Below are 12,147 nucleotides of genomic sequence, written 5' to 3' on the forward strand. Positions count from 1 at the left end.
CAATTGCTATGTCGTTTTTCACTTCCTTGAGCGGGCTTCAGGCCGCGCAGACCGATATGTCCACGATCTCGCACAATCTCGCGAATGTCGGCACCAACGGCTTCAAGCGCTCGACGACGCAGTTCGCCGATGTGATCGCCTCCACCGCCAATTCGAACCCGACCCAGATGGTCGGCTCGGGCACGGTGGTGAAGTCGGTCCGCCAGCAGTTCAGCCAGGGCGGCTATACCCAGTCGAGCTCGGCGCTTGACCTCGCGATCTCCGGCGACGGCTTCTTCGCGGTAAAGGGCGACAATAATTCCGCGGGCGTCACCTTTACCCGCAACGGCAGCTTCTCGATCGACAGCGACCGCTATGTGACCGACGCGCAGGGCAACAAGCTGCAGGTCTATCCGGTGGACGGTTCGGGCGCGGTCGTGGCGACCGGCATCGATTCGACCGTCGGCCTGCGCATGCCGCAGACCAGCGGCACCCCGCAGGCGACCGAGAATGTCTCGCTCTCGCTCAATCTTTCGGCGAATTCGGCGATCCCGAAGAACGCGCCGCGCTTCAGCACGGACAGCCCTTACGCGTTCAACCGCTTCGATCCGGGCACCTATAACCAGTCGGCGCAGACGACGGTCTATGACGGCAACGGCAACGCGCTGACGCTGACCAACTATTTCGTCCGCGACACGACGCCTACCACCGATGACCAGACCAGCACCTGGAAGGTCTATTCGTTCGTCGGCGATCAGCAACTGAGCGTCGAGGGCGGCTCGACCGGTGCCGATGCGCTGCCGATGACGCTGACCTTCGATTCGACCGGCAAGCTGACGTCGCCGAGCGCACCGACGGAGTTTAGCGGCTTTCTCTCGCCCGGCGCGACTGCGGAGCAGGTCATCACGCTCGACCTTGGCAATGCGACGACGCAGGTCGGCTCGCCGTTCAGCGTCAATGCCCGCAGCCAGGATGGCGCGGCGGTTGGCCAGTTCGAGGGCGTCACCGTCGGCGATGACGGCATCGTCCGCGCGAGCTTCTCGAACGGCGACACCCAGCCGCTGGGCAAGGTGGTGCTGGCGAACTTCGCCAATCCCTCGGGCCTGCGCCAGCTCGGCAATTCGACCTGGGCGTCGACCGGTCTTTCGGGCGAACCCCGCCTGGGAGAGCCGGGCGCGAACGGCTTCGGTTCGCTGATGGCGGGCGCGGTCGAGCGCTCGAACGTCGACATCACCGAGGAACTGGTCGGCCTGATCGCGGCGCAGCGCAATTTCCAGGCGAACGCCAAAGCGCTCGATACCGCGAGCCAGATCTCGCAGACCATTTTCAACATCCGCAGCTAATTCAAAGCTTTAGGGAACCCTAGGTCATGGACCGCCTCGTCTATACCGCACTATCCGGGCTCAAGAGCCAGATGTCGGCGCAAGCGACGATCGCGAACAACATCGCGAACGCGTCGACCATCGGCTACCGCGCCGATCGCGTCAGCTTCGACCGGATGGTGCTGCAGCAGCAGGGCGGTTTCAACACACGCGACCTGGCGGCGGAAGAGGTCAACGACTTCGATCGCCGTGCAGGCACGATCGTGCAGACCGGCAAGCCGCTCGATATGGCGGTGACGACTGACAGCTGGATCGCGGTGCAGGGCCGGGATGGCAGCGAAGCCTATACGAGGCGCGGCGACTTGTCGGTCGCCCCCTCGGGCGTGTTGGAAACCGGCGACGGTTTCCCGGTGATGGGGTCGGGGGGCCCCATCACCGTGCCGCCCTACCAGTCGATCGCGATCGCGGACGACGGCACGATCACGATCGTCCCGCCCGGCGGCGACGCCAGCCAGCCGCAGGTGATCGACAAGATCAAGCTGGCCAGCGCCGAAGGCAGCCAGACCGTGAAGGGCCTCGACAACCTCCTCCATGTGAAAGGCGGCGGCGTGCTGCCCGAGGATCTGGAGGCAAAGTGCGTATCGGGCTCGCTCGAGCAATCGAACGTCAATCTCACCCAGGCGCTGGTCGACATGATCGAGAACCAGCGCAGCTACGAAGTGCAGGCGAACCTTCTGAAGGAAGCCAAGAACATGGACGAGAGCGCCGCATCGCTGATGCGCGTCTCGGCATAAGGAGTAAGACAGATGGGTTCATCGGCAATGCACATCGCGCGCACCGGGCTCGACGCCCAGGATACGCGCATGCGGGTCATCTCGAACAACCTGGCCAACGTCAACACGACCGGGTTCAAGCGTGATCGCGCGTCGTTCCAGACGCTCGCATATCAGGTGGTGACCGCGCCCGGCGCGCAGAGCACCGCCGAGACCAAATATGCAACCGGCCTCAACCTCGGCACCGGCGTCCGCGTTCAGGGGACCAGCCGTATCGAGACGCAGGGATCGCTCCAGACCACCGGCAACGCCTTCGATCTCGCGCTCGACGGCAACGGCTTCTTCCAGGTGCAGATGCCCGGCGGCCAGCTCGGCTACACGCGCGCAGGCAATTTCAGCCGTTCGGCGGAAGGCATGCTGATCACGTCAGAGGGCTATCAGGTGATGCCCGGCATCACCGTTCCCGAAGGCGCGACGTCGATCACCATCGGCACCGATGGCACGGTTTCCGCCACGCTTCAGGGCCAGGCGGAGGCGAGCCAGATCGGCCAGATCCAGATCGCCAGCTTCGCCAATCCGGCCGGGCTCCAGGCATCGGGCGACAATTACCTGATCGAAACCAGCGCATCGGGCGCGGTCACCATGGGCAATGCCGGTGAGGATGGCCGCGGCCGCATCCGCCAGGGCATGCTCGAGGGATCGAACGTCAATGTCGTCGAGGAGCTCGTCGACATGATCGAGACCCAGCGCGCCTATGAGGTCAATTCCAAGATGATCTCGGCGACCGACGAGATGCTCAAATATGTCAACCAGAACATTTGAGGGCGCACTGATGAAGTTCCTCACAGGCATCGCCGTCGGTTCGCTCATCGCGCTTGCGATGTCGTTCACCGCCACGCCCGCGCACGCGCAGTTCCTCGGGCTCGGCAAGAAAAAGCCCAAGGAAGACTATTCGGCCACCTTGCCGGCACAGGCGCCCGTCGCGACCACGCCCGCCAATGGCGGCATCTTTCAGGCGAGCGAGGGCTATGCCGCGCTGTACGAAGGCTCGCGCGCGCGCCGCGTCGGCGATCCGCTGACGATCGTGCTGGTCGAGCGCACCAGCGCTTCGAAATCGGCCGCCAGCAAGCTCGATTCGGGCGGCGGCTTCTCGATCACGCCGCCGAGCACCGGCAATCTATCGCTGTTCAAGCCGACCGACGCATCGGTCAGCGGCAGCCGCAACTTCGCCGGTTCGGGCAGCGCGGATCAGGCCAACGCCCTGTCGGGCGAGGTCAGCGTGACGGTGGCCGCAGTCTATCCCAACGGAACCATGCTGGTGCAGGGCCAGAAGCGCGTGACGCTGAACCGCGGCGACGAGTTCGTCCAGATCAAGGGGATCGTCCGCGCCGCCGATATCGACGCAAATAATCGCGTGCCGAGCACCCGCGTGGCCGATGCCCGCATCGCTTATACCGGCAAGGGCGATGTCGCCCGCGCCAGCCGCCAGGGCTGGCTGGGCCGTTTCTTCTCCGTGATCAGCCCCTTCTAGGCCGGGAAACGAACCTCATGATCCGCATCATTCTCGCAAGCCTGGCCCTGATCTTCGCCGCGCATCCCGCAGCCGCGCAGCGGGTCAAGGATCTCGGCAGCTTCCAGGGCATCCGCAGCAACCAGCTGACCGGATATGGCGTGGTGGTCGGCCTGCCGGGCACCGGCGACGACAATTTCGAATATACCGTCCAGTCGATGAAGGGCGTCGCGTCGCGCTTCGGGCTCAATCTTCCCGCAGGCGTGGCCCCCGGCCTCAAGAACGCTGCGGTGGTGATGATCACCGCCGAACTGCCGCCCTTCGCGAAGCCGGGCCAGAAGCTCGACATCACCGTCTCGTCGATGGGCAAGGCCAAGTCGCTGCGCGGCGGCACGCTGATCCTCACCCCGCTCCAGGGCGCGGACGGCCAGATCTATGCGATGGCGCAGGGGAATCTCGCGGTCGGCGGGCTGGGTGCCGAGGGTGCCGATGGCTCGAAGATCGTGGTGAACACCCCGTCCTCGGGCCGCATCCCGGAGGGTGCCACGGTCGAGCGCACGGTGGATACAGGCTTCGACAAGACGCCGTTCCTCACCTTCAACCTGCAGCGCGCCGATTTCACCACGGCGCAGCGCGTACAGGACGCGATCAACACGCGCTTCGGCCCGGGCCGCGCGCGCGCCATCGACGGGGTTTCGATCGCCATCCAGGTGCCCGAGGGCCGCGACGTTCGCGCGGAAATGATGAGCGAGATCGAGAATCTCACCGTGGAAGCGGCGGAAGCGCCGGCCAAGGTAATCGTTAACGCGCGCACCGGAACCGTGGTCATCAACTCCGCCGTCCGGGTCAGCCCGGCCGCGGTAACACATGGTAAACTCACTGTTCGTATTGATGAAGCGCAGAAGGTCTCGCAGCCCATGCCGTTTAGCAAGGGTGAGACCCGCACCGAGGAACATTCCTCGGTTGGCGTCGAAGAGGAGAAGCGCCCGATGTTCCTGCTCGAACCCGGCCCCCGGCTGGCCGACGTCGTCAAGGCGGTGAATGCCATTGGCGCATCGCCCGCCGATCTGGTCGCGATCCTCGAAGCGCTCAAGGAAGCCGGTGCGCTCAAGGCGGAGCTGATCATCCTGTGACCGTCACCGGCCCCATCGGAAGCCCCAGCGGCGGCGTGTCGACCGACACGTCGCGGCTGGCGTCCAAGGAGAATCTCGAAGCTGCGGGTCAGCGCTTCGAGGCGATCTTCGTTGGCATGATGCTCAAATCGATGCGGGCCGCGAAGCTTGGCGACGGCCTGTTCGACAGCAAGGCGCAGGAGCAGTTCCGCGACATGCAGGACGACAAGCTCGCCCAGTCCATGGCCGTTCACGCGCCGATCGGTATCGGCAAGGCAATGACCGAGTTCCTTGCCCGCGCCGCCGGCACCGAACCCTCCGCCAAGCCCGAAGGGAGCACGACGTCATGAGCGACATATTGTCGATCGCGGCATCGGGCCTGCGCGCCTATCAGACCGCGCTGACCACGACTTCGGAAAACATCGCGAACGCCGGTACCGCCGGTTATGTCCGGCGCACCTCCGCCGTGCGCGAGGTGACGTCCACCGGCGTCACCAACATGAATGGAATGGGCGTCGTCGCCGCCGGCATCTCGCGGCAGAACGACGTGTATCGCGCCGGCGAGGTTCGCCTCGCCAGCACCGATCTGGCCCGCAGCGAGACCGCCGCGACATGGCTTGAGCGCGTTCAGGGCGCGCTGACCGGCAACCAGTTGAGCGGCCAGCTCACCGCCTTCTTCACTTCCGCGCGTACCGCCGCCGGGGATCCGTCGAACCTGGGCCCGCGCCAGGCGATGCTGGAAGCAGCATCGAGCGTCGCGGCGGGATTTACTGCCACCGGTAACGCGCTCGACGCCGCTATGGCCGATCTCGACGCGACGATGGACGCCGCCGTCGGCCAGCTCAACGGGCTGGGCGCGACGCTGGCCCGCGTCAATTTCGCGCTGGGCAACGTATCGCCCAACACCAGCAACGCCGCCGCCCTGCTCGATCAGCGTGACCAGCTGCTCGAACAGATGAGCGCGATCGCCGACATCAACGTCACGCTCGACCCGGCGGGCCGCGCAGTCGTCCGCCAGGGCGGCGCGACCGGCCCGGTTCTGGTGCAAGGCGTGTTCTCCGCCACCGTGACCGCCGTGCGCAACGATAGCGGCGCGATATCCTATTCCGCATTCCTGGACGGCAACGTCCAGGCATTGTCGCCCACCGGCGGTGTATTGGCCGGCGCGGTCGAAGGCGCGGCGGCCATCGCCAGCGCACGCGACCAGCTCAACACGCTGGCGCAGAACTTTGCCGACAGCGTCAACACGGTGCAGGCCGGCGGCGAGAACCTGGCGGGGACGCCGGGTGCCGCGATGTTCACCGTGGGCGATCCCGCTTCGCACCTGACGCTGGCGCTCAACGATCCGCGCGCGATCGCCGCCGCCGGACCGGGCAAGGGCGCGCGCGACAATTCCAACCTGCTGGCGCTGGACGCCATCCGCGCGGGCGGCGCCGAACAGGCGCTGACCAACCTGATCACCGCGAACGGCGGCGCGCTCAACACGCGCAAGGCCGTGGTCGACGCCCAGAGCGCGATCCATACCAACGCCGTCGCCGCGCGCGACGCGGTGACCGGCGTGAACATCGATGAGGAAGCGGTCGATCTGATCCGCTTCCAGCAAGCCTATCAGGCTTCGGGCCGCGTCATCCAGGTGGCGCGCGAAGTCCTGCAATCCATCTTCGAGATCAGGTAAAAGTCATGCGCGTATCGACTTCGCAGACCTATCAGCGCTCGATGGCGCACATGTCGAACCTGGCGGCAAAGGCGGACGTGCAGCAGGCGCAGATCGCCACCGGCAAGAAGGTGATGAACCCGTCGGACGATCCGGGCGCCTATCGCCAGCTCGCCACGCTGAAGCGCGCCGACGCCAACGACCAGGCCTATGCCGCCAACGTCAAGACCGCGCAGGGCATCCTCAACCAGGCCGACGATACGCTGACCGATATCGAGACCCAGCTTCAGCGCGCGCAGGAGCTGTTCAGCAACGCGGCCAATGGCACGCTTTCCGACAGCGATCGCGTCTCGATCAGCAAGGAGCTGGATTCGATCCGCGACACGCTGTTCGCGCTGGCCAATACGCGCGACAGCCGCGGCCAGCCGATCTTTGGCGGTGCGACCGGCGACCTGCCCTATGTGAAGGCGGCGGACGGATCGATCAGCTATGCCAGCAGCGGCGAGCCGGCGGGAATCCCGATCGGCGATCAGCTGGGCATGCAGGTTGGCGTTACCGGCGACCGTGCCTTTGGCGTCGCACCGGACGATATGTTCAGCGTGCTTTCGCGCTTCTCCACCGCGCTCAATACGGGCGGCGACGTCAAGGAGGCGGCGAAGGCAGCTTCGTCCAGCATGACCGATGCGCTGGACAATGTGACCGCCGCGCACGCATCGGTGGGTGCGCGCGGGACACGGCTTGAAATGGTGGCCGATCAATTATCCTATACCGCCACCGCGCGCGACGATGCGCGCTCCGCGGTCGAGGATGTCGATCTCGCCGCCACCATCTCCGATTTCCAGCAGACGCTGACGATCCTGCAGGCGACGCAGGCCAGCTTCACCAAGCTCACGGCACTCTCGCTGTTCGACTATCTGCGCTGAATCGCCGCTTAGTAACGATTTAACCATGATTTTTCGCTGAAGTTGATGGCGAAGCGGTCGTTAACCAGAGCGACCAACAGGGGGTTTCAAGCGCATGTTCGTAGCAATCGGCTTTGTTGTGCTGATCGCAATGGTCTTCGGTGGCTTCGCAATCACGGGCGGGGCGCTGGGCCCGGTGATGCATGCACTTCCCCACGAGATGCTGATCATCGGCGGCGCCGCAGTGGGCGCGCTGATTATCGGCAATTCGGGCAAGGAGCTGAAGGCGCTGGGCACCGGCTTCATGAAGGTGGTCAAGGGCCCGAAATACAAGAAGCAGGACTATCTCGACACGATCTTCCTGGTCTCCAAGCTAATGAAGATGCTGCGGACCGAAGGGCCGATCGCGCTCGAGCCGCATGTCGAGGATCCGAAATCCTCCGCGATCTTCGCCGAATATCCGCGCCTGCTCGCCGATCATACGCTGATCAACCTGATCACCGATACGCTGCGCCTCGTCGTCGTCTCCTCCGGCACGCTCGATGTCCACGCGGTCGAGGAAGTGATGGATAACGCGATCAAGACGCACCACCACGAAGTGCAGAGCCCGCAGACCACGCTCCAGGGCCTGGCCGATGCGCTGCCCGCACTCGGCATCGTCGCCGCCGTGCTGGGCGTGGTGAAGACCATGGGCTCGATCGACAAGCCGCCCGCCATCCTGGGCGGGATGATCGGATCGGCGCTGGTCGGCACCTTTCTGGGCGTTCTGCTCGCTTATGGCCTGGTCGGCCCGCTCGCCACCCGGCTTCAGCAGGTGATCGACGCCGATTCGGCGATCTATCACACGGTGAAGCAGATCATCATCGCCTCGCTCCACGGCCATCCGCAGCCGCTGGTGATCGAAGCCGCACGCTCGGGCATCGCGCACAGCAACCAGCCGAATTTCGGCGAGGTGTTCGACGGACTGCGCGGGCGCTAAGGCATGGCTGCACGCGCACCCCACGGATCGAACCAGCCTCCAAAGATCATCGTCAAGAAGATCTTCATCGAGGGCCATGGCGGCCATCACGGCGGCGCATGGAAGGTCGCCTATGCCGATTTCGTGACCGCGATGATGGCGTTCTTCCTGCTGATGTGGCTGCTGGGCGCGACCACCGAGAAGCAGCGCAAGGCGCTGGCCGATTATTTCGCGCCCACGCTCGTCGAGTTCAAGCAGAACAGCGCCGGGTCGAACGGGCTGCTGAACGGCGATGCTCTCAACGCGACCGAAAATTATCCCAATCGCGCGGGCCAGACCGGCACGCGTTCGATGACCGTGCCTGCGGGCGCGCGAGGGGGCAAGGACGTCGGCACCGGCGACAAGGGCACGCTGAAGGATCAGCGCGCGCAGGACGATCAGAATTTCTCGCGCGCGAGCAAGCGTCTCCAGCAACAGATCCGGTCGAACCCGAAGATGGCCAAGCTCGCCAAGCATGTCCGCTTCGTCCAGACGCGCGACGGATTGCGCATCGACCTGGTCGATGATGCCAATTATTCGATGTTCGATCTGGGCACGACCGCGCTCGTCGCCGATGCGAACACGCTGATCGGCATGATCGGCCAGTCGCTGGCCGGCATGGAGAATCCGATCATGATTCGCGGCCATACCGACAGCCTGGGCTATGGCGATCCGCGAAACATGAACAACTGGATGCTTTCCAGCGGCCGCGCCGAAGCGACACGCAGGAGACTGGCGGCGAGCGGGGTTCCCGAGACGGCCTTCGACCGGATCGAGGGCGTCGCGGACCGCGAGCCGATGATTCAGGACAATCCGATGGACCCGCGCAACCGCCGCGTTTCGATCACGTTGCTGTACCGCAAGACAGCCTTTGGCGATCAGCCCCAGGGCCAGCGCTTCCGGCCCCGCCAGCCCGAAATCAACGTACCCGCCAAGCCCGCCACGGCGGCGCGCTGAACCGATTCGCTTTAGACGTCCGAGCGGAACGGGTGCCCGCCCGCGCCCTAGAAGAACAATTTGCGGATGCTGAGCCGGATCACCCGGCCCTGCGGATCGAGCAGATCGGGCTGGTAGCTGACTGGCACCGCGCCGGTCTGGTCGGTCACCCGCTGCTTCGCGTCGAAGAGATTGTCGACCGACAAGGTGATGCGCATGCCGCGCAGCCAGCGATGATCGCGCACCAGGCTGACCTGTTGCCCCATATCGGCGAACACGCGCAGACCGAGCGTCGCGGTGCTGCCGAAATCTAGCCGGTTGCCGCTGGCGGCGGCCCCGGTGAACACGCTGGTGCCGCTCTGCCACTTGGCGTTCAGCCGGAAGCCCAGCCCGTCCTTCGATACGCCACCCTGCGCCTCGATCTCATGACGCGGCTGGCCGCCCCGGCTGCCCGTGGCCGCGCCGTTCAGCAGATCGAGCACCGGCAGATTGTCGCGGATCGTAACCTGTTCCTTGAAATGCCAGGTGTGATAGAGGCTGAAATTGATCCGGCCGGCGAGCGCGCCATTGGGCCCGCCAAAGCCGCGGCCACCGCCGCCGCCGCCGAAGCCACGCCCGCCGCCGCCGCCGAAAAAGCCGCCTTGCTGCTGCGCCCTTTGCGGCTGTCCGGCCTGCTGCCCCTGTCCGGGCACGTTCGCTCCTTCTCCGCGCTGCCGCCGGAACGGCGATTGCGGCGGCGGCGTGCCGTTTTTCTCAGCCTCTTCGCGTGCCTTTTCGAACTCGGCGCGCCGCTGCTGCATGCGCTTCTCCAGCGACGAGCTGAGCGGCATCGAGAAATTGAAGCCCCAGCGCAGTTGCGAGCGCTCGGCGCTGGCGAAATTTACCGCGCGATTGTCGACGCTGATCAGCCGCCCGCTGGCATCGCGGATGAAGCGCCCGGGAAACGCCGCCTCGACCGCCGCGCTCGACGTGGGGAAGGCGGAAATCTGATTGCGCGCCGTGCTCGAAGTATAGTCGGCGCGAAGCGACAGATCGGTTTGATCCAGCGGCCGCACCGTCAGCCCCAGCTTCATCACATGGCGGCTGTCTGCCAGCAGCAGCGGATTGCCGCCCGAGATGCTGGTTACAAAGGCGGTTTCGCCGCGAACATAATCGAACACCGGCACATTGGGCGTCGCCAGCGTGGGATTGCCCAATTGCTGCGCGCTGGGTGCGCCTTCCTCATCGGTGAACGAGGCGATGAAGCGCACCTCCTTGATCGGCGACCAATTCACGCCATAGCCGGTGGTGACCAGGTTGCCGAAATCGGAAAGGCGCTCAATCTCCGCATTGGCGTTGAGCGAGAGATCGCCGAGGAAGCTCCAGACCTCGCGTCGGCGGCTGGCGATGGGCAGGTCCACATTGATCTGGGCGCTGCCGCTGTCGCGCGAAACCGATCCGCTCCGGGCGATGCCCGAACGCAGCGAATCGCTTTCGAAATCGCTGGTCCGCCCGGCGAGCCGCACATTGGCGGAAAGATCGCCCGCCGGGAGCTTGAGCAGGGGCCCGCGTACGAGCAGGTCGAGCGTGCCGACGCTTGAGGTGGAATTGGCATAATCCGCGGGGCGGCCGCTGAGCAGGCTGGGTGCGATCGCCGCGAACGGATTGAAACCAGGATCGCGCGCCGTGAGCAGCGCCTGCATCGCCGCCGGATCCACTCCGCCATCGGTGATGCTGTTGGAGGTCACGCGATCATAATTGCCGGTGAGCGACCAGCGCCACGCGCTGCTCCACGGCGTTCCGTCGCCATTGAGCGAGAAGCCAAGATGCGCGGTCTGCGTCTTGCTGTCGCGCGAGAGCGGAAGCTGATCGGCGATGTAGCGATAGAGCGTCACATCGCGCGCGAAAGGCGAGAAGGGATTGCCCGTCGGCAGATTGAGCGTGACGCCGGGCAGGCCGAGCAGTCCCTGGCGCTGGTTGAGCTCCAGCCGCGCGTTGAACGACGCGCCGACCTTTGCCGAGAGATTCTGGCTATAGACGCCGTTGATCGTGAGCTGCTGCGACGGTTCGAGCAGCGTGCGATAGGGCGTGAGATCGGTGGTGTTCGCCCGGTTCGCGCCGGGCGCGAACGCCGCCAGCGAAGGCGCGCCGCTCGCCGCCGACGCCGGCACGCCCGCGACCGTGACCGGCACGCCGGCGAGCGCGCTGAACGCCGGATCGATCTCCGCGCCGCCCGCACCCGCGACATTGCCCTGCGTATCGAACAGGCTGTTCGACGGGCGCGAGATCACGTCGCGCTCGCTCTCCAGCAGGCCCGAGCGCCCATTATATTGAACGTCGAGATTGACGCGCTTGTCCCGGCTGATCTTCAGGATGTTGACCGCGCCCTTGCCCCCGGCAAAGCCGCCGCCGGTGGGCAGGCGCGGCTCAAGCTCGGTGGTGAGCGCGCGGAAGCGGCGGCGCAGCACGATGTTGATGACCTTCTGGTCCGCGCGATAGCCATATTTCAGCGCGACTTCCTCGGGCAGGATATCGACGCGCTCGACCGCCTCTGTCGGCATCTCGCGGATTTCGCTGAAGCTCGAGATACGCCGACCGTTGAGCAGGACGACCGGATGCTCGCCGCCGCGCCCGCGGCCGCTGCCGGTTTGCGGGGAAAGCTCGGTGATCAGGTCGCCGATGCTGGGCACCCCCATTGCGCGGATATCGGCGGGGGAAAGCTGGAGCTCGGGCGGGATATCGCCTTCGACCGCGCCGCGAAGCTGGCCGCTGACGACGATCTCGCCCTCGGCTTCCTCTTCGTCCTGCGCCGCCTGGTCCTGCGGGGGGGACGGCGGCGCGCTATCCTGCGCGAACGCCGATACCGGCATCGCCCCTGCAAGCAACATTGCGACTACACTCAATCCACGCATGCAAAATCCTCAAACGGCGCGCCAGCGGCCCATTCGAAGCGGCTAAACGCGATTTGTCGCACAATTGTCCC

At 65.5% G+C, this 12,147-nt stretch carries 11 protein-coding genes; 10 read left to right on the forward strand and 1 reads right to left on the reverse strand.

Annotation, left to right across the window (positions count from 1 at the left end; translation table 11 throughout):
* Positions 1-8 precede the first annotated feature (8 nt).
* The 10 genes from SSO01S_RS08225 to SSO01S_RS08270 all read left to right on the forward strand — a co-directional run bounded on the left by SSO01S_RS08225 (position 9) and on the right by SSO01S_RS08270 (position 9,206).
* On the forward strand, positions 9-1,322 hold the full coding sequence (locus SSO01S_RS08225) for a flagellar hook protein FlgE (protein WP_066797965.1): 1,314 nt from the start codon (positions 9-11) through the stop codon (positions 1,320-1,322).
* Between the two features lie 26 nt (positions 1,323-1,348).
* A complete protein-coding gene (gene flgF, locus SSO01S_RS08230) occupies positions 1,349-2,095 on the forward strand; it encodes a flagellar basal-body rod protein FlgF (RefSeq protein ID WP_066797968.1) in 747 nt (248 codons plus the stop codon).
* 12 nt (positions 2,096-2,107) lie between these two features.
* Positions 2,108-2,896, forward strand: coding sequence for a flagellar basal-body rod protein FlgG (gene flgG, locus SSO01S_RS08235; protein ID WP_066797971.1), 789 nt, complete (start codon positions 2,108-2,110; stop codon positions 2,894-2,896).
* A gap of 10 nt (positions 2,897-2,906) precedes the next feature.
* Entirely contained in the window at positions 2,907-3,605 is a 699-nt protein-coding gene (locus SSO01S_RS08240) for a flagellar basal body L-ring protein FlgH (RefSeq protein ID WP_245646674.1), read from the forward strand.
* Positions 3,606-3,622: 17 nt separating this feature from the next.
* Positions 3,623-4,717, forward strand: a complete 1,095-nt coding sequence (locus SSO01S_RS08245) for a flagellar basal body P-ring protein FlgI (protein ID WP_066797977.1) — start codon at positions 3,623-3,625, stop codon at positions 4,715-4,717.
* Entirely contained in the window at positions 4,714-5,046 is a 333-nt protein-coding gene (locus SSO01S_RS08250) for a rod-binding protein (RefSeq protein WP_066797985.1), read from the forward strand. The genes SSO01S_RS08245 and SSO01S_RS08250 overlap by 4 nt, the downstream gene beginning before the upstream one ends.
* Positions 5,043-6,371 (forward strand): flagellar hook-associated protein FlgK, encoded by a 1,329-nt coding sequence (gene flgK / locus SSO01S_RS08255; protein WP_066797988.1) that lies wholly within the window; start codon positions 5,043-5,045, stop codon positions 6,369-6,371. The genes SSO01S_RS08250 and flgK overlap by 4 nt, the downstream gene beginning before the upstream one ends.
* A 5-nt stretch (positions 6,372-6,376) precedes the next feature.
* Positions 6,377-7,273 carry a flagellar hook-associated protein FlgL gene (gene flgL / locus SSO01S_RS08260; RefSeq protein ID WP_066797991.1) on the forward strand — a complete coding sequence of 299 codons (897 nt, stop codon included), beginning with the start codon at positions 6,377-6,379 and terminating at the stop codon, positions 7,271-7,273.
* Between the two features lie 94 nt (positions 7,274-7,367).
* On the forward strand, positions 7,368-8,231 hold the full coding sequence (gene motA / locus SSO01S_RS08265) for a flagellar motor stator protein MotA (RefSeq protein ID WP_066797994.1): 864 nt from the start codon (positions 7,368-7,370) through the stop codon (positions 8,229-8,231).
* A 3-nt stretch (positions 8,232-8,234) separates the two neighbouring features.
* On the forward strand, positions 8,235-9,206 hold the full coding sequence (locus SSO01S_RS08270; RefSeq protein ID WP_083942919.1) for a flagellar motor protein MotB: 972 nt from the start codon (positions 8,235-8,237) through the stop codon (positions 9,204-9,206).
* A 47-nt stretch (positions 9,207-9,253) separates the two neighbouring features.
* On the opposite strand, the gene SSO01S_RS08275 is transcribed toward SSO01S_RS08270, so the two are convergent.
* Positions 9,254-12,052 carry a porin family protein gene (locus SSO01S_RS08275; protein WP_083942920.1) on the reverse strand — a complete coding sequence of 933 codons (2,799 nt, stop codon included), beginning with the start codon at positions 12,050-12,052 and terminating at the stop codon, positions 9,254-9,256.
* Positions 12,053-12,147 lie beyond the last annotated feature (95 nt).

It is taken from the genome of Sphingomonas soli NBRC 100801 (assembly GCF_001591025.1).
Classification (GTDB): Bacteria; Pseudomonadota; Alphaproteobacteria; order Sphingomonadales; family Sphingomonadaceae; genus Sphingomonas; species Sphingomonas soli.

Coding starts and splice junctions, on each gene's coding strand:
- SSO01S_RS08275 (WP_083942920.1), bottom strand. CDS start 12,052: ATGTTGCTTGCAGGGGCGATGCCGGTATCGGCGTTCGCGCAGGATAGC.
- SSO01S_RS08245 (WP_066797977.1), top strand. CDS start 3,623: ATGATCCGCATCATTCTCGCAAGCCTGGCCCTGATCTTCGCCGCGCAT.
- flgL (WP_066797991.1), top strand. CDS start 6,377: ATGCGCGTATCGACTTCGCAGACCTATCAGCGCTCGATGGCGCACATG.
- SSO01S_RS08225 (WP_066797965.1), top strand. CDS start 9: ATGTCGTTTTTCACTTCCTTGAGCGGGCTTCAGGCCGCGCAGACCGAT.
- flgG (WP_066797971.1), top strand. CDS start 2,108: ATGGGTTCATCGGCAATGCACATCGCGCGCACCGGGCTCGACGCCCAG.
- SSO01S_RS08240 (WP_245646674.1), top strand. CDS start 2,907: ATGAAGTTCCTCACAGGCATCGCCGTCGGTTCGCTCATCGCGCTTGCG.
- flgK (WP_066797988.1), top strand. CDS start 5,043: ATGAGCGACATATTGTCGATCGCGGCATCGGGCCTGCGCGCCTATCAG.
- flgF (WP_066797968.1), top strand. CDS start 1,349: ATGGACCGCCTCGTCTATACCGCACTATCCGGGCTCAAGAGCCAGATG.
- SSO01S_RS08270 (WP_083942919.1), top strand. CDS start 8,235: ATGGCTGCACGCGCACCCCACGGATCGAACCAGCCTCCAAAGATCATC.
- motA (WP_066797994.1), top strand. CDS start 7,368: ATGTTCGTAGCAATCGGCTTTGTTGTGCTGATCGCAATGGTCTTCGGT.